Origin of the sequence: Thalassotalea mangrovi, from assembly GCF_005116735.1 — a bacterium.
GTDB classification, from domain to species: Bacteria; Pseudomonadota; Gammaproteobacteria; order Enterobacterales; family Alteromonadaceae; genus Thalassotalea_A; species Thalassotalea_A mangrovi.
This window is the reverse complement of record NZ_SWDB01000009.1, coordinates 103,815-127,744: the sequence shown is the minus strand read 5'-3', so window position 1 is coordinate 127,744 and position 23,930 is coordinate 103,815. Positions and strand designations below refer to the sequence as shown.

Below are 23,930 nucleotides of genomic sequence, written 5' to 3'. Positions count from 1 at the left end.
TAGTGATTCTATATTAATGAAATGGTATTAACGGTAGGCTATGGCGTTAACCTCTATCACCTGTTCACTATAGCCAAATTGCCATTCGGTTCGCTCTTCGATGATGACATCGGTGAGATAGCGGGTCCCTTCCCGCTGCGCTTTAGCTGCCGCTATGGCCTGCTGAGTTGAGGGAGCATCACCGATGGGTATTAGGTACAGAAACCACCGTTGTCTGGACTGCCCGGTCACCTCTCCAAGCATGGTTCCCGCTTGGCCGGGATCCTCGATGTAAGTGGCCGGGATAAAAGCGCCCTGGTTCGCCGTCATGCAACCGCTGATTACGAACGTCGTTAACAGCAGTACAAGGATTTTAATAAGATTCATGATGCTCTGCGCTGAGACAGCATTAGTGAACAATGAAGATGCTGCCGGCGGCTACTCGTGCCTTTCGAGTTGAAAGTATAGAAGCTTTATTCAATTCCACCGCTAAATATAACGAACCTAATCCAGATTGAGCAGCTCAAGCCCTTTAACGATAATACGGTAGCAACTTTCTGGGTTTTCCAGCGGCAACAAATGTCCGTGCTGCAAATCTTCCAAAAAAAGAGCATCAGGCTGACATTTTTGCCATTGTTGCCAGATTTCTTCGCTAAAGAATAGATTTGGCTTGCCTCGTATCGCTACGGTGGGCACAGAGATACGGGAAATTTCTTTGAGCATGTAAGGTGGCCTGGAAAAATTATGGGCCTCCCAGGCTTTCGGAAATCTTAGTGTGACTTCGTTCCCGTCATCAATGACAGAGTGTTCCACAAAGGCATCAAAGCTTTGCGGATGGAATCGTTGAAAGCTGCGTCGCTGCTGGCAATACTCGCGATAGCTTTGCCTGCAGGCCCAGCGATCCTGTTTTTTTAACGTGGTTTTTACCGGGTCGATATATTTCAAAAGTGCATCTGGCATCCACTTAATGGCGGTGGCCACGCTGCGCTTAACCATCGCTGGCTCGATCAATACCAGGGCTTTAAACAAATCCGGGCGCATATTCGCCGCATAAATGGTGGAACTTGCGCCTAGTGAATGGCCAACGGCAATAATCGGTGCGTCGTAGTGCGTTTCAATGAAAGCGATCAGGTCTTCACCATAAATCTGCCATGACCTGCTTTTTGGTGGTTTGCCAATATCGGGCCATGCGGCCCTGGAGTCTAACGCCGAAACGTTAAATGACTGGGTTAAGGCTTTGATAAATGGCTGGTAGGTGGCACTGGAAAAGCCGTTAGCATGGTAAAAGTGCAGGTCTTCACCCTTGCCGCTGTAAAACTGGAAACTGGCATTGTCGGGTAAGGGATGAAAAGTCGATTGGCTGGATTTGGGAGAAGTCATGACGCCGCCGATTCAAAATTTTACAAAAGAGACGTCATGTTAACGGCAAGCTGGTCGAAAAAGCAACTTCTCATCCGACCAGTATAGTTGACTACTGGTGTAAGTATTGAGTGGTTACTCGCTCAATACTTTAGGTTTGATCTCCTCAACGCGCATCCAGGCGATAGCGGAAATCAATAAACTGACCGCACTGATCACAAAGATAAGGCCTTTGTCTTCTGCCTGCGATACCGCCAGGCCCACACCAAGACTCACTACCAGCTGGGGAATAACTACCGACAGGTTGAATAAGCCCATATAGCTTCCCATGCGGGACTGATCGATTTTCTCTGACATAATCGCAAACGCCAGGGAAATAACCGCTGACCAGCCTATACCTAAAAATGCCATTAAACCGTAGAGCATGTATTCACTGTGACCAAACAGAACCACACCGAAATAACCGAGTGCCATGGTGGCGATACATACGGTATGAACCCGGACCAGGCCATAGGATCGGGTTAACGGTAACAGCACCAGGGCTGGCAGAATGGCGGCAACACCATTTAACACCAAAAAGCTTAAGTTAATAATTTTACCCAGTTCGTCATCGGCAATGCCTGGCATCTTGTCCTGAAGAAATGCGAACAGGAATACAAACATCGACTGAATGCCGATCCAGCTAAATGAATGTGCAGCAAGGACTTTACGAAATCCGATCAGGTTTGCTTGTTGTTCTGGCTTGCCTTGCTCTGAAGGGAGTAAGGTTGTGAATACAAAATAAGCGGTAAGGATAAGGCAGGCGATTTCCACCCAATAGTTATCGACCTGAATGCCTGCAAGTTTAATAAATAAGGCATAAGCATCATAGATTAAAAAGCCCCAAAGTGGCTTGATATTAACCAGGATCTCTTTCAGGTTGATAGCACCCTGGTCATTGCCGTCTTCATTTTCGGTCAGCTGTTTTGGCTCTTCGATGAAAAAAGGCGGAACAACGGCAAGCAGAAATACTAATGCTGCGCCGAGGTATATCAATACATAGTTACCTAAGGTAGCGCCGATGGCGTATGCCATCATTCCAAAGGTTCCTGAAATGAGCTGCATCCAGGTATATCCCTGGGTGCGCTGTTCACCCTGCGGGGTTACGTCGGCAATGATAGAACGGGTAGGATTCATGCTGACATTAATGGATAAATCCAGCGTCAGGGCGATAACAATCGCAATACCGAGCAGACCGTCCATGCCAAGAGCACCGGAAACAATGTCGATATTTGGCAATGCCAGCAACATCATCCCGGCCAGCACGCCACCCACTATGATAAATGGACGTCGACGACCTCCCCAGAACCAGACTTTATCGCTGATAATACCGATAATCACCTGGCCAAGAATACCGGCAATTGGACCCGCCGCCCAGACCAGGCCGACTTCGTGAATATCCAGCCCGTATTGGGTGTTTAACAGCCAGCTTAAAGCCGCAATCTGAATCGACAGGGCAAAACCCATCGCCGTCGAGGGTAAGCTCAGCAGCACATAAAACGACCGGCTCAGGTTTTTTTGAATGGTTAGCATCAGGGTTCTCTTGTTGTTATCCGGGTAGCAGGGGTAATTATTATTGAGCTACCGTCGTCGGTTGAAATAATTGGTATATTTAATGTATGGTGAGCAAATTACGTGGTCAAGCAGACGCTGACAAATTATTGCATACGTATTCATCCAGATATGCTTCTGTCAGCACACAAACTTTCTATTAACGGCCGGAAAAGGTATCACATTGATTGATATCGCCCGTAGTAAAGCCTCGTTTAAACCAGGCGACCCGTTGTTCCGAGCTACCATGGGTAAAGCTGTCCGGAGTTACCCGCCCTGTCGCCTGTTTCTGTAACCTGTCATCGCCAATGGCCGATGCGGCAACCAGTGCTTCATTGAGATCGCCTGAGTCGAGCATTTGTCGTTTGGTATCGGCGTGATAACCCCAGACCCCGGCATAACAATCTGCTTGCAATTCCAATTTTACCGAGAGCTTATTGCCATCCACTTTTGACATCATTTGTTGCGAACGATGCACTTTGTCTGATGTACCGAGAATGTTTTGCACGTGATGACCGATTTCATGGGCAATCACATAAGCCTGGGCAAAGTCTCCTGGCGCGCCATGGCGATTTTTTAAATCTTCGTAAAATGATAAATCGATATACACCTGCTCATCGCCAGGACAATAGAAGGGGCCTACGGCGGCACTTGCCATGCCACAGGCAGAATTGACCTGGCCGGTAAATAAAATCAGTTTCGGTTCGCGGTATGGAATACCTGCTGATTCGAGGATGCTATGCCAGGTTTGTTCGGTATCGGCGAGGATTACGGCAACGAAATCGCCCATTTGCTGTTGCTCCTGGGTAAGTTGTGCCGGCGCCTGGGCGCTACCTCCTGACGACAGACCTGGGGCAACATCGATGCCAAGAAATCGACTACCAACGAATACAACCACGCCAAGAATCAATAAGGTTCGACCTAATTTACTGCGTAGCAAATAAGGTAAAAATCGGAATAATAACGCGCCAATCCCGGCTCCGGCAGCAACGCGCTGACCTCGCCTGTCTTCGACATTACTGCTTTTTCGTTTGCCCTGCCAACGCATAAACTACCTCCGCCGCCTGTTGTAAAATTTAGCAGTTGTCACAGAGGGAGCAAGAAAATGCGATGAATAAACGGCAAGAATAAACCACTAAATTGCAAATGAAAATTATTCGCATTTTTATTTAGCGGCAATGCAAAGCCTGTCTTATAGTTAAAACTGGTTTCGATAAAGATTTAATGCAGGTCGTTTTTCGCCCATAGCTGTTTCTGGCGATCAAGCATACGCTATTCAGTTGTGGAGTATTTTATGACGACTTCCCGTGGTCTTTTGTTTGCTTTGCCTTTTTCTACTTTCGCCTTGTTGCCATCTGTCAGTCACAGCCAGGAAGATACGCTCGAATTCGTGTCAGGCCTGAATCAGGGGAAAATTGTTCATTGTGATAACAGCGTCGATAGCGGTAGTTTTCTCGATGTCTTTGTCTGCGGCGATGAACTCTTTGCTTTTACCTATAATGCGCTGGATGGCGTTGGTATGAACCTTGGTGACGGTGGTCGTCATAGCCGCGTACCTCGAGCTGATCTTTTCAATTGGGCTAATACCATACCACGGCGCAAAACGGGTCCAAACGCAGCAGCCTGTAGCGTTTGTCATACTCCCAGCAATATTATTGGTGGCGGTGGCAATGGTGGTGGCGCCGTCGTATTTAACGCGATTCGCGACCCGCTACACAGCAATCAACCCGGCTTATTTATTCAACGTAATACCACTCATTTGTTTGGCATGGCAGGCTTGCAATTACTGGCTGAAGAAATGACTGATGCATTGCAGCAACAGGTCGCTGACACGGTAGCCATGGTCTGTGAGTCGGGCATAGCACAACAATCCCTGCTTACCGCCAAAGGCATGGAGTTCGGCTCTGTGAATGTTTATCCCCCTTGTGATTCGCCGCAGATTGATGTGCAAAGTCAGGGCGTTAAAGATGATTTAATCATCCGGCCGTTTCAATGGAAAGGCAGTGAGCTTAATGTGCGCACTTTTTCGCGCGATGCCTTTCATAATGAGCTTGGCATGGACCCTGTGGAATTAACCGGTGATGATATTGATGGTGATTTTGACGGTGTCGTTAATGAAATAACTATCGACGATATTACCGCCATGGTGATATATCTGGCGGCGCAACCGCGGCCGACGAGTTTACTTGAGCTGGATGAACTTCGCAAAACGCTGCTTGGACGTCGCTATCGGGACAGTGGTGGGCCAGAGCTGGCCGAAGGGTTAATGCTTCCCCATTTAACCACAGGTGAACGACGTGCTATTAAGCGCGGTCAGAGGTTGTTCAACTCGATTGACTGTTCATCATGCCACAAACCCAGTATGACTATTGAACAGCAGTTTGTTTACAGCGAGCCTAGCGATAACCCGCTGTATCGTGAACAAACCTTTCCTGCCGGGCAAGCCGGTATTGAAATGATAAAAGCCATTCGCTTCGATATTCGCCGCGATCAGCCAGATAATCAGATAGTGTTAAATGGCGAGCTGATCAGTCATCTGGGCGCTTTTGAAACAAACCGAAAAGGTCAGGTTATGGTGCGTTTGTACGGTGATTTGAAATTGCATGATATGGGCCCGGAACTGGCGGAAAATATTGATGAAACCGGCGTTGGTGCCTCAGTATGGATGACAAAAGAATTATGGGGAGTAGGCAGTACTGCACCATATCTGCATGATGGTCGGGCAAGTACACTAGAAGAAGCGATATTAGCGCATGGCGGTGAGGCAGAAGCATCAAAACTTAACTATACTCGATTAAGTGCAACTAACCGTCAGGCGATACTGGCATTTCTAGAAAACCTGGTGCTTTACCTGCCCGCGACCGTACCGTGATTCGATTACACCTTATCGGTGTTTGGTGGATGTCAGGTGGGCAATAAACTTTTTGAAGTTGGTTCAACTAAAACTGGTTTCAGGTGGTACATATGAGATGTAAGCTGTGATCGTTGTACGTTGTTTTGTACCACCTTTCCTTCTATTTGTATTGCAAATTCAGGTGGCATCTATTGTTGCAAACGCCCGCACCGGAAACGTCCCTACCCCCTTTATCTTTACCGGCGTCGCAGTGAATCGAAAATTATCCTCGGGAATTTGCTTAAGGTTGGTGAGGTGCTCAACAATCAGGATGTTATTAGCGAGTAAGATACTATGCACCGGTCGGTTAGAATCCTGAGTATCATCAATGTTTAAACTATCAATGCCGACCAGGGCGACTCGTTGTTGCTGCAGGTATTCAGCCGCATCCTGGGTTAAATAAGGGTGCTCCTGGTAATATTGTTCGCTATTGAAGTGGCGACTCCAGTTGGTTTCCACCAGAACCGCTTTTCCTGTTAAATCATCAAGATGTTGAAAATATTCGGCATCAATAGCGCGAATCCCCTCTGCCACGGTAATTTTGATGCCCGGAAGGTTAGCCAGTGCCGACAAGGGTACAGCGCTGGTATCTTGGCCATTTTGATAGCGATGAAATGGGGTATCGAGATAAGTACCGGTATTCGAGCAAAGGGTAATTTCACTGATTAAAAAGCTAGTGTCCGGATTGTAGTGCTTTTTCGACTGTTCCCGGCTTAAAAAATCGCAGACATGGGGCGCAGGCAGGCCTTTGTAGGTGATCAGACCGTCGAAGATGGTGTGGCTGAGATCAATAAGCTTCATCGGTGCTAGTTAATCGGCTTTTAACCACTGCCAGGCTTGATACAGCTGGTCGTGATGAAAGTGACTTTCATCGATATTGACCAGCTTGGCGAGCACCGCGTCTACCTTAATTAACCATTCCCAGACCCTGGAATCCGATACGACGGCAACTTTTTCAATGTGCCTGATATTATGAAAGACCCATTTTATATCCTGCCATCCCGCTTCGACACCCCATCCGGCATCGTCATCGAGCAATAGCAGGATGCGAATTTTATTATGCTCGGCAATTAACCGGTCAAGTTTGCCGAGCCACTGTTGTTCGGTGTTTGAGTCAATTTTTCCTGATAGCTTAAAACCAATATATTTACCTTCACTTTGGGCGAGTTCTGCAATCATAAGGTTGGGTCCTAAGTAGGGTTAAGAGTCATGAGGTAAGGGTTCTGTACTAGGTTGGGCGATCTTTGCGATATTGCGGCAATTCATCGTTGATTGTGTACCATTCGACTTTAGAGTCAACATGCACATGGGCATCAGGAACCGGTAACGGTGTTAGCGAGCTGTCATCCATATCCAGGGTTGCCAGGGCAATTTCCAGGGTGTTGTTATCATTTGCCGATTGGAAGGTAAGGCTGGAACCACAATTGACACAAAACTGGCGTTTCGTGCCGTTACTAGCTTGATAGGTGGCTAAGCATTTGGCCCCGGTTTTCCAGGTTAAATCAGTCCGTGCCACAGGGACAAAAGTGCTAAAGGCGGCACCATGAAATTTACGACACATGCGGCAATGACAATGAGCAATTTCATTATCAAACCGGGTAAACTGATAATGAATGTTGCCACACAGGCAGCTACCTCTATACGCCATTACCTGGCCTCCGCGGTTATCTTCTCTGGGTTGGTATAAGTTCCGGAGTTGAATTTAACCACCGGTCGTCCTCAATGCCCACCAGGTGAGTAACAAGCCGGCGGCAATGCCAAGCATGAATAATCCCCAGAGTGAACCGACATTGGTTTCATCACCAAACTTATCGGAAATTTTTAATGCCCTGATAAAGATGGCGATGCCGGAAAAGCCACCAAGTAGTAATAAACAGGCGCCAACAACCAGGACAATGGTTTGAAATGTGGTCATGTTTGTTCTCCCAAACTTTACATCACTCTACGTCGAACTCGCGCACACCTTTACGGGTACGACATTCTTCGACGTATTTGCGCAGCAATTCACGGATCTCTTCAGCATTCTCTACCGCACGAATCGTCACTTGCGGATGAGTTCGATCCGATGTCGCCATTTCGATATTACTTTTGGAAAACATGCGCAGGAAAAAGGGCTGGTCCAGTCGATAATCACGAATACGGTACAACTCCAGTTCATCGATTTCTTTGTTAAATACGCCATGGTGAATTCTCAACCGCTGGGTGGTGAGTTCATACTTCATACTTTTCACCTGCAGCCATTTCCACAGCATGATAAACAGTGGGATCACCAACCAGAAGAATAATCCCAGTAAAATGTAGGACCCTAAGTTAATTACTTGCGAGGGCGTGCCTCGCCAGACTTCTTTTTCTTCAGCCATTACCTGTCTCCAGCCCACAGTGAGTTGATTCTGAACCTGAGGTGGGTGCTCAGCGATGATCTCCTGACCGGGTGTCAAAAACGGCTTGGATAATGACTGCTACCTTGCACGACGAACCGCCATAACTAATTAGTATTGTTGGCAATTCGCCCTGATGCAAGGCAGGAAAAACGAATATTGTGGTAATTACCAGGGCCTGGCCATGACGACGGTGGAATCTTCTCAGGGCTTGATGCATGATAGGCTATCCACTCAATAATAAGCCTATAAAATGAATCCGTTTTGTATCTTTCTATCGTCTAAACAAACACGCCTGGTTGCGTTAGCCGGCGCCATCTTCATGCAGTTAAGTGGCTGTGCATCAAATTCATCGCCAGATTCGCAAACGCCTTATTTAGCCATTCCTGAATCGCAGCTGAATCAATTTTCCGACCAGGCTCTACAACAGTTTTACGCCCCGGGCATGGCTGTCGGTATTGTCCATCGTGGCGAGGTAGTGCATTTGCAGGGCTATGGTTTACGGGATTACCAGGGAGTTGAATCGGTTAATGAAAATACCCTGTTTCGCTTAGCGTCAACGTCAAAAGCGTTTACCTCAGCAGCACTGGCGATATTGGCCGATGAAGGAAAAATCGATTGGGATGACAAGGTGATTGAGCACATCCCTGCATTTAACATGCAGCAGGAGTGGGTAACCCAAGAGTTTACGATCAAGGATTTATTGACACATCGCAGTGGCCTGGTCGGTGGTGCCGGAGATAGTATGCTGTGGCCAGAGCCCAGCGGTTTTAATCGCCAGGAGATCATCGAAAACCTGCAGTACCTGACGCCGAAATTCAGTTTTCGCAGTAAGTATGCATACAGCAATGTGTTCTACATTACCGCCGGCGAAATTATCGAGCGGGTCTCAGGAATGGCTTATGAAGACTTTATCGACCAGCGTATCTTTGCGCCGCTGGGGATGAATTGTTTTGCTGGCGATATGCCGGCGCCGGTAATGGCTAATATTGCCCGTCCGCATGGTGATATTGCTGGTGATATCTATCCAATAGACCGCAATGGTATTCATGGTACTGCCACGGTTTCTGCCGCCGCTGGTGGCTTAGTGTGCAATGCCTCAGGGATGAGCGAATGGCTGCGACTGTTACTTAATGACGGTAAAACGGCTGCTGGTGAACAACTTATCAGTCCAAAGCAGCTGCAAAACATGTGGCGTTCGCAGACTATCCTGCCAATGTCAGACGAAGAACAACAACGTAACCAGGGGCATTTTAAAACCTATGCGCTGGGCTGGCGAAAAAACGATATGTTTGGTGAAGAGGTCATTTCACACACAGGCACCCTGTCGGGTATGCAGGCTTATGTAGCCTTAGTTCCTGAGCACGAACTTGGGGTGATTATTTTGAATAATGGATCCAATGGTTCGTTGCGCGCGGCGATGATGCAGGAAATCCTCAGCGCTTACTTAAACCCTGAAGATGAAACCGACTGGATTGATTATTTTTATCAGAAACAGCTGAAAGACGAGCAAAAGTACCTGGCCAATCTATCGGTGCCCAATGGCTCAAATACCGTCTCCCTGCCAATCAAGAAGTATACCGGCGAGTTTCGCGATATCTGGTTCGGTGATGTGTCGATAACTCCCAGTACAGGACCGGCGACCGGCGAAGGGCTGCGCATTGCTTTTGCGAAAATGGTTAACCTTGCTGGAACCTTATCGCCATTCGATGACCATTCCTTCGTGATTCATTTTGATGACCGGAATGCCGCATCACCGGCATTGATTGAATTTACCGTGAGTTCCGAAGATAAGGTCACCGGCTTTACCCTACGCCCTTTTAGCACTAAGGTGCGCGACAATCATGCGTATCGGGATATGGAGTTTAATCGCCTAGATGAAGTGGCAACAGGGGGAGATTAAGAATGGCGGCGTTTAAGAATGACTGAGGGTGTCTAAAAAACAGGTGTCTAAAGCTGACTAGGGGTGTCGAAGGGTGACAACAAAAGGCTCTGGAGGGCATGAAACTTACAGCTTACAACTTTTAGCTTATGGCTTTCCTCGCCTATTTCCGTCATCCCCATGAAAATGGGGATCTCATCGACAAGCTTAGGGTTGAGATTTCCTGTCGTGGCAGGAAATGACGAATACTATCGGGTCTCAGGTCTCAGGTCTCAGGTCTCAGGTCTCAGGTCTCAGGTCTCAGGGCTGAGAGTGTTTTCGGGTTAGGGATTAACAGGCACAAAAAAGGCGACTAACGTCGCCTTTAAAAATGATAATAGCATCAAGCAAGTCTCTTACCGCTTAAAGCTTGCCGCTTACAGCTTAGTAATAACTATGCTCACCACGCTGGTGCTCGGTCATATCCTTCACACCTTTAAGCTCGTCGCCCATTTCTTCAAGAAGTTGCTTTTCGATACCTTCTTTCAGGGTGAAATCGACCTGGCTACAACCGTTACAGCCACCACCGAATTGTAAGATGGCAAAACCGTCTTCGGTAATTTCCATTAACGAACATTCACCGCCATGGCCGGCCAGCTGAGGATTAACTTCAGCCTGCAGGAAATAATTAACGCGATCGAATAATGGTGCATCATCGGCAACTTTACGCAATTTAGCGTTTGGCGCTTTCAAGGTTAACTGTGAACCCATTTGATCGGATACAAAATCAATCTCGGCGTCAACCAGGAATTTCTCACTGTCTTTATCAACCAGGGCAGCAAAACCATTGTATTCGATACGAATGTCGTCGGGCTCAATTGCCTCAACCGGACAATAGGAAACACCACATTCAGCTTGTGCTGTACCCGGGTTTACCACAAACACACGAATACAGGTGCCTTCTGCCTGTTGTGACAATAACTTAACAAAATGCTCTTGTGCCGCATCGGAAATTTGGATCATAGTTAGCTTCTCTCGCGCCTGGTGACTGAGGATAGGGAACCTGGCATTTGCCTGCGTTTAACCCTATACCTGACTAATTAACTCAAGTATGGGGTCTATCATACTATTCTCAAGGCCCTGGGGCTAGTCGAGATACAATTTCGTGATGATTTTCCCCAAAAAAATTCGCCTCAATAAATGGCTTCGAAGGATCTACCGCAAATTCCCGGCAGTTAATCTTCGCCACTATACGAATCTGCTATGGTTTTATGTTAATCTTCTCAGTTAATGTCATAGGTGCATGTGGCAAAAACCATTATTGCCACATGAACTCATTAACATCCTGATCTGGTTTAACTTTACCTCAGGTGAAGTGGATAATAATAACGGCTGAAAAGGCCCAAGGAGACTTCAATTGGTTCATTTCTTTAAAGCGGTAGCGTGCGCTGGCTTGTTTGCAATAGCGCCAGTATTTGCCGAGCCATTGTCATACTATTTCGAACAACCGACCAAGTATCGCAGCAAGGTTCCAACTCCGAAAGCGGTGTTGGGTTTTGATGTCGGCGATCGCCATGTACGTCATGACCAACTGGTGCATTATTTTAAAGAATTAGCGAATGCCAGTAATCAGGTTCGTTTGTTGTCGATGGGGTACACCAATGAACGTCGGCAACAGGTACTGGCGACAATCTCCAGCAGTAAAAACCTGAATAACCTGGAACAGATCCTGGAAAACCGCCGTGCCGGAAAAAATCAGAATGCTGACGATCCGGTCGTCGTCTGGTTAGGCTACTCGATTCATGGCAATGAAATTTCAGGTTCGCACGCGTCTATGCTAACCGCCTACTACCTGGCCGCGGCAGAAACTGAAGAAATGAAACAATTGCTTGATGATGTGGTCATCCTGATTGAGCCGAGCATGAACCCGGACGGCATGGACCGCTTTGTCACCTGGGTAAATACCAATCGCGGCACCAGCGTCAATACCGATCCGGAACATCGCGAACATCAGTTGCAGTGGCCATCCGGGCGCACCAATCATTTCATGTTTGATTTGAACCGTGACTGGTTACCACTTAGCCAGGTAGAAAGTCAGAACCGGGTGAAATTCTTCCACCAGTTTAAACCCAACGTACTGGCGGATTTCCATGAGATGGGTAAGGACAGCACCTACTTCTTCCAGCCGGGTATTCCGAGCCGCACCAACCCACTAACCCCAAAAACCAATATTGAACTGACTAAGGAATTTGCCCGTTATCATGGTGAAGCATTGGATGCCGATCACCGTTTGTATTTCAGCCGTGAGAGTTTTGACGATTTTTATTACGGTAAGGGTTCTACCTATCCGGACATCAATGGCGCGGTAGGCATTTTATTTGAACAGGCCAGCTCACGCGGGATGGCAACGACGTCGGAAAATGGCGTTCTGACCTTTGGTTTTGGTATCAAAAACCATGTCCTGACCTCGTTTTCAACGTTAAAAGCAGCACAGAAAAATAAAGCGAAATTACATCAGTTCCGTACCGACTTTTATGCAGAAAGCCTGGAGAAAGCCTCGGATGCAGACTTTGCCGGCTACTTATTGCATGAGCCAGCGGATCGTCAGCGCCTGAAAGACTTCCTGCACCTGCTTGAGCAGCATCAGATCCAAAGCTATGCCCTGACCGACACCTATGAGTCTGGCGATAGCAAATACCGCCCGGGCAGCAGCTATTTTGTTCCTCTTGAGCAGCCGCAATACCGATTGATCAAAACCATTTTTGACAAGGTGACCGAATTTAAAGACAACAGTTTTTATGATGTCTCAGGCTGGACGTTACCACTCGCCTACAACCTGGAAGTGAAAAAAATCAATCGTGCCCGTGATCTGGACACCGACTCGGAGCCGTTTACCGCCGACCTGTTAACCCTGCCTGAGCAAAACCTGCCGCTTAAAGAAGGCGCGTACGCCTATGCGTTTGCCTGGGATGACTACCTGGCGCCTAAGCTGCTGAATGATTTATTGAATCAGGGAATTAAAGCCAAGGTGGCGACTCAGCCATTCACCTTAGCCGGTGAAAGTAAAAACGAAAAACAAGAATTTGCTGCCGGCAGTATCCTGATTTTGTCGGGTTTGCAGAATCGTACCGACTGGTTCGATAAACTGATGGACATCTATCAGCAGTATCATATCGATATGGCCTCATTAACCACAGGCTTAAGCATTAAAGGCATTGATTTGGGTAGTCGCTCGATGGCACCGTTAAGCCCGGTTCGGGTTATGATGATCGGTGGCCATTCCGTGTCACAATACGAAGCAGGCCACATGCTGTACTACCTCGATGATACCTTAGGTGTGCCGGTGTCAGTGATCGATGATTATCGTCTTGATCAGATTGATTTTAATCGTTACACCCATGTGATCATGGTCGATGGTAATTATAAAAGCATTAGTGATAAGACGCTGGGTAAATTAAAAGCCTGGGTGGAAAATGGCGGCGTGATTTATGCCCAGAAACGTGCCGGTAAATGGCTAGCCAGCAAAAATATTCTGCAAAGCAGCTTTGTCAGCGACAATGAGTTAGCTCGTCTGTTTAATACCGATGAGCTAACTTACGCCGACCAGCAGCAATTGGCAGCGAAAAAGCGCATTGCCGGAACCATCTTCGCTACCGATATTGATTTAACTCATCCATTGGTGTTTGGTTATCAGACCCCGCGCTTGCCGATCTTTAAAAACTCAACCGTTATTATGGAAAAGGCTTCGCATCCGTTTGTGACCCTGGCTCAGTTTACCGACAAACCGTTGCTGAGTGGCTATAGTGATGATGCCATGGTGGGTAAAGTTGCCGAAAATACCGCGATTATCGCCCATAATGTTGGCAAAGGTCGCGTGATCGCCAGTTCCGAAAACCTGGTATTCAGAGGTTACTGGCACGGTACCGCGAAAATTGTCGCTAACGCGGTGTTTTTCCCGCATGCTTTTAGCGCGCGCATCAGCGCTAAATAAACTTGTCCATTTTTATTGCCATCAGCGTTTCAGGCTGATGGCAACACAATAAACGCTTACTCTTTTCACCCCTGCTTTTTTCAGTATCCGCGCCAGTTCATTGGCGGTAGTGCCTGAGGTCAGCACATCATCAACAATGGCAACATGCTCTGGTAATTGCCCTCTCAGATCCACCCGAAATGCACCGCGCAAATTGCGACGCCGTCCCTGCCCGCCTAACCCTACCTGGGTATTGGTCGAGCGCCAGCGTTTCAGGTCATCCATAGCCAGTGGTATTTGACAGCGCCTGGAGACAATCCTGGCCAGCAATGTCGCCTGATTGTATTGACGCCACTTTAATCGTCGCCAGTGCAGTGGCACCGGCATAATCAGATCGGGTTTGCTTTGTTGATATGACAATGTTGTCTCAATGTGCTCAGCCAGTAGTGCACCAAGCAGACGGGCAAGTTCTGGACGGAGTTGGAATTTAAGGCCGCTAATCCATTGGTCGAGCGGAAACTGATAAGGGCCAAACGCCAGCAAGGTGTCGATGTGTTTATGAGTAATGTGATTGGCGATAGCGGGAAGGCTAAGTAGGTTGCTGAATTCGGCATCCCCTGTAAATCGCGGTAATGCCTGCTGGCATGAGGTACACAGCAGAACGGCCTGGTTTTTCTGTTGAGAGCACCAAAGGCAAGGGCCTAACGATAACCAGTGATGCCATAACCGTTGTAACTGCCGGGCAATGTTTTGATATAGGTAACTTGCCGTTGTAGTTTCCACAATCGCCTTCCTTGCGTAAAATAAGGGTATTTCCTGAAGTTATTTTTCCAGGTCGAAAGGCCGTAAATTATGGCAGAGATTTTAAACATTCATCGCTATGGCACTCCGTCCCAGCAACCGGCCATCGTATTTATCCATGGCTGGGGCTTAAACAGCGCCATCTTTACTCCCGTCAGCCAACGCCTGGAAGGCGATTTTTACACCCTGGGTGTGGATTTACCCGGCTTTGGTTTAAATCAACAAAACCCCTGTCCAATCTATGCTCTGGATACCATCACTGAGCAGGTTGCAGCGACGATAGCGCAGGAATTATCACAAAAGGCGATTATTGTTGGTTGGTCTTTAGGGGGGCTGGTGGCATCGCAACTGGCGATTCGTCATCCGGATTTGGTCGCGGGCCTGGTAAATCTCTGTTCAACACCAAAATTTAGTGCCGATGATAACTGGCCCGGGATTGAACCGCGGTTATTGACGTCTTTTCATGCGTCCCTGGCAGGGGATCCGCAAAAGACCATTAACAATTTCCTGAAATTGCAGGCGATGGGCTCTGAGCATGTGCGCCAGGATATTAAAACCATTCAGGGGTTAATCAATCAGTACCCAACGGCCGATGTGAAAACCCTCGACCATTCCCTGAACCTGTTAGAGCAGGTCGATTTGCGTGCCAAGCTGGTAAATATCTCGGTTCCACACTTGCGCATGTATGGTCGGTTGGATGCGCTGGTGCCACAGGCGGTGATTACTCAGGTGGATAAACTGGCACCAAATAGTGATGTATATACCTTCAAGCGAGCGTCTCATGCGCCTTTTATTTCACACAGTGATGAATTTTACACTGTGTTAACGGACTGGATTACTGGTAATATAGGCACAGATAACAAGAATTTTTAAATCCTTATGAGTTCTCCATTAGCAAAACCTCTTTCCTTACCTTGTGGCGCGGAATTACCTAATCGACTGGGTAAAAGTGCAATGACCGAAGGCCTGGCCGATCCCTGGGACCGTCCAACGCCGGCATTAAACACCTTGTATGAAACCTGGTCCGAAGGCGGTACCGGTTTGCATATTAGCGGCAATGTGATGATCGATCGCCGTTACTTAGAACGTGCGGGCAATGTAGTGTTGGAAGACAGCCGTGATTTACCTAAGTTTAAGGCCTGGGCCGCGGCGGGCACCAAAGGTGGTAACCATTTCTGGATGCAGATTTCCCATCCGGGGCGCCAGTGCCAGAACCTGGTAAATACCCAGCCAATAGCGCCATCAGAAGTGCAGTTAAAAATTCTGTCGTTCTTCTCCAAGCCGCGGGCGATGACCCAGCTGGAGATTGAAGATGCGATTTATCGCTATGCCAACACCGCCCGCCTTGCTAAACAAGCAGGATTCACCGGTGTGCAAATTCACTGTGCCCATGGCTATTTAATCAGTCAGTTTTTATCACCCAAGACCAACCTGCGCCAGGACCAATGGGGCGGTAGCCTGGAAAATCGTGCCCGCTTTGCCCGTCGTGTCGTCCAGGCAGTGCGTAAAGCCGTTGGCGACAGTTTCCCGGTTGCGGTTAAACTCAATTCGGCCGATTTTCAAAAAGGTGGCTTTAGCCAGGAAGATTGCGTTCAGGTTGCTGGCTGGTTAGCGGAAGATGGTATTGATTTACTGGAAATCTCTGGCGGTACTTATGAGCAATTATCACTGATGGGCGTCGAGGCGACCGAGGTTCGGGAAAGTACCCGCCGTCGTGAAGCCTATTTCATTGAATACGCTGAGTCGATTAAAGCCAATGCCAAAGTGCCATTAATGATCACCGGCGGCTTTCGCTCCCGGGAAGTGATGGAACGCGCCGTAGCAAGCGGTGAGGTCGATGTGGTTGGTTTAGCCCGGCCATTATGTTCGCAGCCTGATGTCAGTCATCAGTTATTGCAGCAAAAAATCGATAACATTGATGACTTTGAGCATCAGTTAAAAATCGGCACCGGCTTTTGGGGCAACAACAGCCCGGTATCTTTGATCAAAACGATGAATACTGTTGGCCAGGTAAGCTACTATTACAAGCAAATCATTCGCTTGTCGCAGGGGTTGTTGCCGGACCGGGATTTCAATGTCGCGAAAGGTTTTTTCCGTCATTTAAAGACCGATTTTCAAAACAACCTGGCACGCAACAAGGCACAGGGTAAAAAACTGTTTAGCGATAATTAACGCGTTATTAATAAAACTCAGATAAGAATTTTTGCGGTATCTGTCTGAATGTGTTTATGCTACTTAAGAGAGGTGGCGGAAATGCAGGTACAGGAGATTTAGATGCAGCAACAATGGCTTATAGAATGGGCAAAATACCTGGATATCATTACCGACCATCCTATGCTGTATGCCGCCCTGGTGGTTTTCGGTTTTTGGATCGGCGCCTGGATCATCGACAAGTGGGTACTTTCCTGGGTACGCAAGTTAACCGAGAAAAGCCCTGCCCAGCTTGATGATCATCTGGTTGAATTCCTGCATACACCAGTCTTTTACAGTATCTTCATTTTCGGCCTGATTGTTGCGACCGATATCTATGGTGTGCCACCGGCCATCGAAAAAATCATCTTCCCAGTTTACTACACCTTATTGCTGTTGTTATGGACCATGTTCGCACTGCGCTTTACCCAGGTTGCCCTGCGCCAGTTAGCGAAGAGTGAAAAATATTTTAAGGTATTGCACCCGCAAACCCTTCCTTTGTTTGAAAACCTGGCACTGCTGATTATTATCGGCGTATCCATTTACTATATTTTATCGTCCTGGCGTATCGATATGACCGCCTGGCTGGCCAGTGCCGGTATCATCGGTATCGCCGTGGGTTTTGCCGCTAAGGATACGCTCGCCAACCTGTTTTCCGGGGTGTTTATTATGGCCGATGCGCCATATAAAATCCGTGATTATGTGGTGCTGGAGACTGGTGAGCGTGGTGAAGTCACCAATATCGGTTTACGCAGTACCCGGCTGTTAACCCGCGATAATATCGAGGTGACCATCCCCAACTCGGTAATGGGTAATACCAAAATCATCAATGAGTCCGGCGGCCCGAGTACTAATTATCGAATTCGCGCCCAGGTCAGCGTTGCCTATGGCAGCGATGTTGATCAGGTACGTGAAGTGTTATTGAAAATTGCCGAAGAAGAACCGGAAATGAATATGTTTCCAGCACCTGTTGCAAGGCTTCGAACCTTTGGCGCGTCCGGTCTCGATTTTGAATTAATGGGCTGGATTGAAGAGCCTGCGTTTCGCGGTCGTATTCTCGATCAAATCAATACCGCGATTTACAAGAGATTTAACGAGCTGGGCATCGAAATCCCCTACTCCAAGCATGATGTGTACGTTAAATCGTTTCCGAGTTTTCCTAATTTACCTAAGGACAGTTCACAAAGCGATGAAACTTAACTGCTGGGGAACGCAACACAGAACGTTGCTCGCAGGTTTCCGAACTCAGGCTTCGGAGGGCGAACGGCCTTGGCTTGAAGCGACGAGCACATTTCATTCCTGGCACGCTGACATGTCAGCTCCTGGCATGCAATCGTAGATTGCGCCTGGCAAAGGTTTCGTTACAGGTATGTAGCACAGAGATTAAGGCTCTTCGTTGCCACCGACGTCAGTCTATCACCCAAAATGCGACAACAAGAGCATTTTATCCGCCAGCGCAGCTTACCTCTTTAACATTGGCGTTGCGGTCAGCATCGACAATAAACCTTTTCGTCATTCCGGACTCCGATCCGGAATCTCACATTCAAGACTAGATACCGGGCGACCCCGGTATGACGTTAGGATTTGACATAGCGATGACGAGTAAGGATTAAGTAAAAACAAAAAAAGCTCCCTTAGGAGCTTTTTTCACATCTTACAGCTTACCGCTTAAAGCTTGCAGCTTAAGGACTACCGCTTACAGCTTACAGCTTAAAGTCAGATCCCATACTGCGCTCGATACGCTTTAACCCCTTCCAGGTGCTGCTGCATTTCCGGCTTTTCCGCCAGGTAGCTGATCACATCCGTCAGGCTAACGATAGCAACAACGGCGGTATCAAAGTCACGTTCAACTTCCTGAATCGCGCTTAACTCGCCCTTGCCTTTTTCCTGGCGATCTAAAGCAATCAAAACACCGCTTAGGTCGGCACCATTGGCCTTAATAATTTCCATCGATTCGCGAATCGCCGTACCGGCGGTGATCACGTCATCAACCAGCATTACCTTGCCTTTTAGCTCGCTACCTACCAGATTGCCGCCTTCGCCATGGGTTTTCGCTTCTTTGCGGTTAAAGCAGTAAGGTACGTCCAAATCGTGATGATCCGCTAGGGCCACTGCCGTTGTGGTTGCGATTGGAATACCTTTGTAAGCCGGGCCAAACAGCAAGTCATAATCAATACCGCTGTCAGCCAGGGCGGCGGCATAAAAACGACCTAATCGAGCGAGATCTCGACCAGTATTAAATAAGCCGGCATTAAAGAAATAAGGGCTGGTGCGGCCAGATTTCAGGGTGAACTCGCCAAAGCGTAATACGTTTTTTTCCAGGGCAAATTCGATAAATTCGCGTTGATAATCTTTCATTGTCTATTCCAGTTATTGCGGGAATGGAGCAGGTTTCAGCGAGAATGAACCTGCTCGGTAATACATATAGCCAGGTCTCGATATTCGAGGCCAACCTAACTTAGTTAAAATTAGCTTAGCGCAGCCTTTTGCGCTTCAAACAACTCCATAATGCCGGCTTTGGCCAGTTGCATCATGTCGTTCATTTCATCAAAGCTAAATGGCTCTTCTTCGGCGGTGCCCTGCACTTCAATCAGTTTGCCGGTATCCGTCATTACCACATTCATATCGGTTTCCGCTTCTGAATCTTCCGGGTAATCGAGATCGGCAACCGCAGTCCCCTGGTAAATACCAACAGACACGGCGGCAATCATATGCTTAAGGGGATTGGTTTTGATAATGCCTTTGCTGCGCAGATGGTTCAGTGCATCGACTAAGGCCACACAGGCACCGGTAATCGACGCAGTACGAGTACCCCCGTCAGCCTGAATCACATCACAATCAACAGTGATGGTGTTCTCACCCAGCGCGTTTAAATCAACCGCTGCGCGCAATGCCCGGGCGATTAAGCGTGAGATTTCCAGGGTGCGACCGCTTTGTTTGCCGCTAGCCGCTTCACGACGCATTCTTGAATGGGTTGAACGTGGCAACATGCCGTATTCGGCGGTAACCCAGCCTTTACCCTGACCTTTTAAGAAACGCGGTACGCCCTCTTCTACCGTGGCAGTACAAATCACTTTGGTATCACCAAATTCAATTAACACTGAGCCTTCCGCATGACAGGTAAATTGACGGGTGATGGTCACAGGCCGGATCTGGCCGGCAGTTCTTCCACTAGGGCGCATAATGATTTCCTAATTGGGTTAAGGGGAAAATTTAGCTACGCATTATAGTTGTTTGCGGGCCAAGTTAACAGGGCTGGTCAATCTTCAATTGGTTGTAAATTCATTCTGTTAGACCATGTTAATGGCTTGTAAGCACCACGGTCGTGGAGATCGAGCAGCAGGTGGTGCGGGCGGTGATTATGAAATATAGTAACTATATCTGTGGTCTTGTAGATAACCCCATATAATTTAATCAGTTAGTCAAACACATCGGGTTATCTATTTATAATCGAGAAAGTCTGCCAAGTTATGATTGTTAAAACCTTGCCGGGGCGGCATCTAATAGCTGCCAGCATCATGTTTGTTGCCAGTACCATGGTCAATGTCTGTGTCGCTGCAACCGTGCCCGCCAATAACCAGGCAGAGGCTCAACTTGCCAGTGATGCCGTTGACCAGGAGAGAAAAAGCGGTGGTTCGGTGACCACGGTAACGCCAAAGGATCCACAAACCGCGGAAATTGCCGAAAGCCTGCCCCTGTATTCGAAAATCTATGACGATAAACGTGACCCGTTTGTCGATGCGGTTGCCGCCATTTCCCTTGCCGGCTTCACCAATCGTAATGTGCTGATTGAGATAGGCGGTAACTGGTGTACCTGGTGTCATAAGCTCGATGCGTTTTTAGAACAGAACCCGGACATCTATAAAGCCCTGCACGAAAACTTTGTATTGTTAAAAGTCAACGTCAGTGACAGTAATGAAAATGCCGACTTTATGGCAGGCCTGCCGCCGGTATTGGGTTATCCCCATATGTATGTATCGACCGGCCAGGGCAAAGTGATTTTATCGAAAGATACCGCAGAATTTCTTGAAGATGGCAGTTACTCGAAAGAGGCATGGATGACATTTATTGGGCGCTGGCAATCGGCTAATAACGAGGCCAATACCAGCTTGCAGGCCAGTAAGCCGGAGCAAAGCCAAAAGGCGTCTGACGATAACACCGCATCTACCGAGCAACTACAAGGACAGGAAATCGATTAATGGCAAATCAACATTTCCTAAATACGGACATCAAGGTACCGCCGGCGATCCAGGCGCGTGTATCGAGACGACAATTCTTAAAATCTGCAGCATTGGCATCGGCCGCCGCTTCTGCGCCAGTATCTCTGGCTTTTGCAGCGGATGGCAAACCTTCTCCGGATTTAAAAAAAGAACCCTGGCAGACCCTGAACAGCGTGCTGGAACATTTATTGCCAATTTCTGATAAAGGCCCGGGTGCGAAAGAGCTAAAGATCCTCGATTATTTCGTCAATGTGCTTGAGCACCAACCCATTGATAAGGAAGAAAAGACCTTTATCGAAAATGGTGTTGGCTGGCTTAATGGTTACACCCAACAAACGCATAAACAGGATTTTGTCGGCTTGGGGTTTGACGATAAAGAAAAATCCCTGCGCACCATTGCCAAATCGCGGGCCGGTGAGAACTGGATCAACACCCTGTTAACCTATTTGATTGAAGGCATGCTGGCGCCGGCTGTTTATGGCGGTAATCCAGAAGGTCTGGGCTGGAAATGGCTTAACCATCAAGCGGGATTTCCGATGCCAGATAAGGGCAAACGTTATTACGAACTTCCGGCTTATGCACGTATTGATGTGGTTGAAGCTGAAGATTCAAGTGAAGTGGCTGACGACAACAAAACGGCATCAGTGACTGGTCGCAAATTAAAAAGTAAAAATCCGGTGCAGAAAAAAGGAATGGCGTAATGAAATATGATGCATGCATAGTCGGCTCCGGAGCGGGCGCTTCACCGGTGGCCTATGTATTGGCCAAAGCTGGATACAAAGTCGTGGTGCTGGAAAAAGGCCCCTGGCTTGACGAGAAAGATTTCTACAAAGACGAGCTCGCCTGTTGTCGTCGCACCACCTATTCGCCAAAACTTGCAGATGAACCCCAAGTAATCGAAGAAGAATATGAGAACGACGCCGGCGAAAGCTATTGGCAGGGTGAATCCACTGCCGAATCCGGTTGGGACTTTTGGAATGGCTCTATGGTTGGTGGTTCATCAAACTTAATGAGTGGCTATTTTCATCGCTTAAAGCCAGTAGATTTTCGCCTGAAATCTGAATTTGGTGCGATTAAAGGCGCTAACGTAGAAGACTGGCCAATCAGCTATAAAGAGTTGGAACCCTTTTATGATCAGGTTGACCGGGAAGTTGGCGTATCTGGCAAAGTGGTGGAGCACCCGCATTTAGAGCCCCATAAATCCGATTACCCATTTCCTCCAACCGCAGAACACCCAATTTCCGCCTGGATTGATAAAGCGGCCACTGAAATTGGTTATCATCCGATCCCGGTACCCAGGGCGGTATTATCAAAACCTTCCATGGGCCGCCGAAGCTGTGAATACTCCGGCTTTTGTTCCAGCTATGGTTGTTCATCCGGTGCGAAAGGCTCAGGCCGCGCTGCCTTGCTGAATCATGCGGTTGCTACTGGCAATTGTAAAATCATTCCAAACGCCAAAGTGTTCAAGTTGGATTCTGAAGGCCAGAAATCTGAAATGGATTCAGGCAATGAGCCAACCGTAACCGGCGTGCATTATTACGATCGCAACGGTCGCAAGAAAACCATCAATGCCCGTAAATACATCGTCGCCTGTCAGGCGATTGAAACCTCACGTTTGTTATTGGCCTCGAAATCTGAAGCCTTCCCTAATGGCCTTGCCAATAACCATGGTCAGGTAGGGAAAAACATCATCTTCTCTGCTGGCGGTACTGGCCGTGGTGATTTTATGTTTGATGAGGTTAGCAAAGAGCAAGAGCAGTTATTGCGGGTTCGTGGTCCGTTTATTAACCGCGCGGTACAGGATTTTTACGAAATCGACGACAAGAGTTTTGGAGACCGGTCCAAAGGCGGCACCATAGATTTTCTGTTCCATCAAAATGCCATTGCCAAAGCCAGCGGTGAACAGTGGGATGACGATGACAACCTGGTTTGGGGCGATGCCTTAAAAGAGCGATTATTAAATGCTTTTAACTACGGCCAGACATTGCGCTTTGAAGTCTTCAACGACTGGTTGCCGACCGATGATTGTTTCGTCGAACTCGATAACGAGGTGACCGACAAATGGGGTGACCCGGTAGCTAAAGTTCGCATCGGTGCCCATCAACACGATCTCAAAGTTGGCGAATACCTGGCAGCAAAAGCCGAAAACGTATTAAAAGCCATGGGGGCCACCAACGTAAGTTCATCGGTGAGTAGCTATCCACCACCAAATTTACAGGCCGGCGGTTGCCGCTTTGGCAACGATCCAAACACCTCGGTGTTAGATAAAAACTGTCGTGCCCATGAAGTGAAAAACCTCTACGTCACCGACGGCTCATTCATGCCAACCGGCGGCAGCGTGCCTTACACTTACACCATTTACGCCAATGCATTTCGTGTAGCAAAGCATATAAAAGAAGAGTTGAGTACTAAGAGTTAAGTGTTGTGGAATGAAAATTTACTTAATTATTTTTCAAGCAAAAATTAAGTGAACATTTGCGTATTTCTACTTAATTTTTGCTTAGCCCTAAGCTTTAAGCTTTAAGCTGTAAGCGATAAGTAGTTTGGTGGAGGTTTATGTTTTCATTAACTTCCACCAAAACTCAGCTTCATGCATTTTCGTCAGATAGGTCATCCATAACCATAACCTTCCACTTACAGCTTTCCTCTTCCACCTTTATACTTTCATCTTCGTCCTTCCTGTTGCATA

At 47.8% G+C, this 23,930-nt stretch carries 22 protein-coding genes; 9 read left to right on the top strand and 13 right to left on the bottom strand.

The window, feature by feature from the left end; all coding sequences use genetic code 11:
* Positions 1–27: 27 nt before the first annotated feature.
* The 4 genes from E8M12_RS04725 to ypfJ all read right to left on the bottom strand — a co-directional run bounded on the left by E8M12_RS04725 (position 28) and on the right by ypfJ (position 3,976).
* Positions 28–366: a hypothetical protein gene (locus tag E8M12_RS04725; RefSeq protein WP_136734937.1), complete on the bottom strand. Its 339-nt coding sequence runs from the start codon at positions 364–366 to the stop codon at positions 28–30.
* A gap of 117 nt (positions 367–483) precedes the next feature.
* Positions 484–1,359, bottom strand: coding sequence for an alpha/beta fold hydrolase (locus tag E8M12_RS04720; RefSeq protein WP_136734936.1), 876 nt, complete (start codon positions 1,357–1,359; stop codon positions 484–486).
* Between the two features lie 114 nt (positions 1,360–1,473).
* On the bottom strand, positions 1,474–2,910 hold the full coding sequence (locus E8M12_RS04715; protein ID WP_136734935.1) for an MFS transporter: 1,437 nt from the start codon (positions 2,908–2,910) through the stop codon (positions 1,474–1,476).
* 178 nt (positions 2,911–3,088) lie between these two features.
* A complete protein-coding gene (gene ypfJ, locus E8M12_RS04710; RefSeq protein ID WP_136734934.1) occupies positions 3,089–3,976 on the bottom strand; it encodes a KPN_02809 family neutral zinc metallopeptidase in 888 nt (295 codons plus the stop codon).
* Positions 3,977–4,222: 246 nt separating this feature from the next.
* Here ypfJ and E8M12_RS04705 point away from each other — a divergent pair, with 246 nt between their 5' ends.
* Positions 4,223–5,800 (top strand): di-heme oxidoredictase family protein, encoded by a 1,578-nt coding sequence (locus E8M12_RS04705; protein WP_136734933.1) that lies wholly within the window; start codon positions 4,223–4,225, stop codon positions 5,798–5,800.
* A gap of 159 nt (positions 5,801–5,959) precedes the next feature.
* Here the strand turns inward: E8M12_RS04705 and E8M12_RS04700 are convergent, their stop codons facing one another.
* From E8M12_RS04700 to E8M12_RS04680, 5 genes are read right to left on the bottom strand one after another with little or no spacing between them, the layout of a single operon-like run.
* On the bottom strand, positions 5,960–6,622 hold the full coding sequence (locus E8M12_RS04700; protein ID WP_136734932.1) for a cyclase family protein: 663 nt from the start codon (positions 6,620–6,622) through the stop codon (positions 5,960–5,962).
* Positions 6,623–6,631: 9 nt separating this feature from the next.
* Positions 6,632–7,000, bottom strand: a complete 369-nt coding sequence (locus tag E8M12_RS04695) for a SpoIIAA family protein (RefSeq protein ID WP_136734931.1) — start codon at positions 6,998–7,000, stop codon at positions 6,632–6,634.
* A gap of 49 nt (positions 7,001–7,049) precedes the next feature.
* Positions 7,050–7,469 (bottom strand): GFA family protein, encoded by a 420-nt coding sequence (locus E8M12_RS04690; protein WP_136734930.1) that lies wholly within the window; start codon positions 7,467–7,469, stop codon positions 7,050–7,052.
* A 54-nt stretch (positions 7,470–7,523) separates the two neighbouring features.
* Entirely contained in the window at positions 7,524–7,736 is a 213-nt protein-coding gene (locus E8M12_RS04685; RefSeq protein ID WP_136734929.1) for a hypothetical protein, read from the bottom strand.
* A 22-nt stretch (positions 7,737–7,758) separates the two neighbouring features.
* Entirely contained in the window at positions 7,759–8,181 is a 423-nt protein-coding gene (locus E8M12_RS04680; protein WP_136734928.1) for a PH domain-containing protein, read from the bottom strand.
* A 271-nt stretch (positions 8,182–8,452) separates the two neighbouring features.
* Here E8M12_RS04680 and E8M12_RS04675 point away from each other — a divergent pair, with 271 nt between their 5' ends.
* The gene (locus tag E8M12_RS04675) at positions 8,453–10,102 is read left to right on the top strand and encodes a serine hydrolase (RefSeq protein ID WP_136734927.1); all 1,650 of its coding nucleotides are present in this window, start codon (positions 8,453–8,455) and stop codon (positions 10,100–10,102) included.
* A 402-nt stretch (positions 10,103–10,504) separates the two neighbouring features.
* Here the strand turns inward: E8M12_RS04675 and nfuA are convergent, their stop codons facing one another.
* Entirely contained in the window at positions 10,505–11,083 is a 579-nt protein-coding gene (gene nfuA / locus E8M12_RS04670; RefSeq protein WP_136734926.1) for a Fe-S biogenesis protein NfuA, read from the bottom strand.
* 394 nt (positions 11,084–11,477) lie between these two features.
* Here nfuA and E8M12_RS04665 point away from each other — a divergent pair, with 394 nt between their 5' ends.
* On the top strand, positions 11,478–14,051 hold the full coding sequence (locus E8M12_RS04665) for a M14 family metallopeptidase (RefSeq protein WP_246034011.1): 2,574 nt from the start codon (positions 11,478–11,480) through the stop codon (positions 14,049–14,051).
* 21 nt (positions 14,052–14,072) lie between these two features.
* On the opposite strand, the gene E8M12_RS04660 is transcribed toward E8M12_RS04665, so the two are convergent.
* Positions 14,073–14,813 (bottom strand): ComF family protein, encoded by a 741-nt coding sequence (locus tag E8M12_RS04660; RefSeq protein ID WP_136734925.1) that lies wholly within the window; start codon positions 14,811–14,813, stop codon positions 14,073–14,075.
* A 69-nt stretch (positions 14,814–14,882) separates the two neighbouring features.
* Between E8M12_RS04660 and bioH the strand changes: the two genes are divergently transcribed.
* The 3 genes from bioH to E8M12_RS04645 all read left to right on the top strand — a co-directional run bounded on the left by bioH (position 14,883) and on the right by E8M12_RS04645 (position 18,221).
* A complete protein-coding gene (bioH, locus tag E8M12_RS04655; RefSeq protein WP_136734924.1) occupies positions 14,883–15,704 on the top strand; it encodes a pimeloyl-ACP methyl ester esterase BioH in 822 nt (273 codons plus the stop codon).
* A 6-nt stretch (positions 15,705–15,710) separates the two neighbouring features.
* Positions 15,711–17,003: an NADH:flavin oxidoreductase/NADH oxidase family protein gene (locus tag E8M12_RS04650; RefSeq protein ID WP_136734923.1), complete on the top strand. Its 1,293-nt coding sequence runs from the start codon at positions 15,711–15,713 to the stop codon at positions 17,001–17,003.
* 102 nt (positions 17,004–17,105) lie between these two features.
* Positions 17,106–18,221: a mechanosensitive ion channel family protein gene (locus E8M12_RS04645; protein ID WP_136734922.1), complete on the top strand. Its 1,116-nt coding sequence runs from the start codon at positions 17,106–17,108 to the stop codon at positions 18,219–18,221.
* A 516-nt stretch (positions 18,222–18,737) separates the two neighbouring features.
* On the opposite strand, the gene pyrE is transcribed toward E8M12_RS04645, so the two are convergent.
* Together pyrE and rph are read right to left on the bottom strand one after the other, a co-directional pair.
* Positions 18,738–19,379, bottom strand: coding sequence for an orotate phosphoribosyltransferase (gene pyrE / locus E8M12_RS04640; RefSeq protein WP_136734921.1), 642 nt, complete (start codon positions 19,377–19,379; stop codon positions 18,738–18,740).
* Positions 19,380–19,489: 110 nt separating this feature from the next.
* Positions 19,490–20,203 carry a ribonuclease PH gene (gene rph, locus E8M12_RS04635; RefSeq protein ID WP_136734920.1) on the bottom strand — a complete coding sequence of 238 codons (714 nt, stop codon included), beginning with the start codon at positions 20,201–20,203 and terminating at the stop codon, positions 19,490–19,492.
* Positions 20,204–20,491: 288 nt separating this feature from the next.
* On the opposite strand from rph, the gene E8M12_RS04630 reads away from it, so the two are divergent.
* The 3 genes from E8M12_RS04630 to E8M12_RS04620 are packed head-to-tail and all read left to right on the top strand — an operon-like array spanning position 20,492 to position 23,660.
* Positions 20,492–21,220, top strand: a complete 729-nt coding sequence (locus E8M12_RS04630; protein ID WP_246034009.1) for a thioredoxin family protein — start codon at positions 20,492–20,494, stop codon at positions 21,218–21,220.
* On the top strand, positions 21,220–21,942 hold the full coding sequence (locus E8M12_RS04625) for a gluconate 2-dehydrogenase subunit 3 family protein (RefSeq protein ID WP_136734919.1): 723 nt from the start codon (positions 21,220–21,222) through the stop codon (positions 21,940–21,942). The genes E8M12_RS04630 and E8M12_RS04625 overlap by 1 nt, the downstream gene beginning before the upstream one ends.
* Positions 21,942–23,660 (top strand): GMC family oxidoreductase, encoded by a 1,719-nt coding sequence (locus tag E8M12_RS04620; protein ID WP_136734918.1) that lies wholly within the window; start codon positions 21,942–21,944, stop codon positions 23,658–23,660. The genes E8M12_RS04625 and E8M12_RS04620 overlap by 1 nt, the downstream gene beginning before the upstream one ends.
* The last annotated feature ends 270 nt before the right edge of the window (positions 23,661–23,930 follow it).

What these genes read in the sequence shown, in the direction of transcription:
- E8M12_RS04720 (WP_136734936.1), bottom strand. Translation starts at nt 1,359, where the DNA reads ATGACTTCTCCCAAATCCAGCCAATCGACTTTTCATCCCTTACCCGAC.
- nfuA (WP_136734926.1), bottom strand. Translation starts at nt 11,083, where the DNA reads ATGATCCAAATTTCCGATGCGGCACAAGAGCATTTTGTTAAGTTATTG.
- E8M12_RS04630 (WP_246034009.1), top strand. Translation starts at nt 20,492, where the DNA reads ATGATTGTTAAAACCTTGCCGGGGCGGCATCTAATAGCTGCCAGCATC.
- E8M12_RS04625 (WP_136734919.1), top strand. Translation starts at nt 21,220, where the DNA reads ATGGCAAATCAACATTTCCTAAATACGGACATCAAGGTACCGCCGGCG.
- E8M12_RS04695 (WP_136734931.1), bottom strand. Translation starts at nt 7,000, where the DNA reads ATGATTGCAGAACTCGCCCAAAGTGAAGGTAAATATATTGGTTTTAAG.
- E8M12_RS04685 (WP_136734929.1), bottom strand. Translation starts at nt 7,736, where the DNA reads ATGACCACATTTCAAACCATTGTCCTGGTTGTTGGCGCCTGTTTATTA.
- E8M12_RS04620 (WP_136734918.1), top strand. Translation starts at nt 21,942, where the DNA reads ATGAAATATGATGCATGCATAGTCGGCTCCGGAGCGGGCGCTTCACCG.
- E8M12_RS04690 (WP_136734930.1), bottom strand. Translation starts at nt 7,469, where the DNA reads ATGGCGTATAGAGGTAGCTGCCTGTGTGGCAACATTCATTATCAGTTT.
- E8M12_RS04705 (WP_136734933.1), top strand. Translation starts at nt 4,223, where the DNA reads ATGACGACTTCCCGTGGTCTTTTGTTTGCTTTGCCTTTTTCTACTTTC.
- E8M12_RS04725 (WP_136734937.1), bottom strand. Translation starts at nt 366, where the DNA reads ATGAATCTTATTAAAATCCTTGTACTGCTGTTAACGACGTTCGTAATC.
- E8M12_RS04715 (WP_136734935.1), bottom strand. Translation starts at nt 2,910, where the DNA reads ATGCTAACCATTCAAAAAAACCTGAGCCGGTCGTTTTATGTGCTGCTG.
- rph (WP_136734920.1), bottom strand. Translation starts at nt 20,203, where the DNA reads ATGCGCCCTAGTGGAAGAACTGCCGGCCAGATCCGGCCTGTGACCATC.
- E8M12_RS04680 (WP_136734928.1), bottom strand. Translation starts at nt 8,181, where the DNA reads ATGGCTGAAGAAAAAGAAGTCTGGCGAGGCACGCCCTCGCAAGTAATT.
- E8M12_RS04675 (WP_136734927.1), top strand. Translation starts at nt 8,453, where the DNA reads ATGAATCCGTTTTGTATCTTTCTATCGTCTAAACAAACACGCCTGGTT.
- E8M12_RS04700 (WP_136734932.1), bottom strand. Translation starts at nt 6,622, where the DNA reads ATGAAGCTTATTGATCTCAGCCACACCATCTTCGACGGTCTGATCACC.
- E8M12_RS04645 (WP_136734922.1), top strand. Translation starts at nt 17,106, where the DNA reads ATGCAGCAACAATGGCTTATAGAATGGGCAAAATACCTGGATATCATT.
- ypfJ (WP_136734934.1), bottom strand. Translation starts at nt 3,976, where the DNA reads ATGCGTTGGCAGGGCAAACGAAAAAGCAGTAATGTCGAAGACAGGCGA.
- bioH (WP_136734924.1), top strand. Translation starts at nt 14,883, where the DNA reads ATGGCAGAGATTTTAAACATTCATCGCTATGGCACTCCGTCCCAGCAA.
- pyrE (WP_136734921.1), bottom strand. Translation starts at nt 19,379, where the DNA reads ATGAAAGATTATCAACGCGAATTTATCGAATTTGCCCTGGAAAAAAAC.
- E8M12_RS04650 (WP_136734923.1), top strand. Translation starts at nt 15,711, where the DNA reads ATGAGTTCTCCATTAGCAAAACCTCTTTCCTTACCTTGTGGCGCGGAA.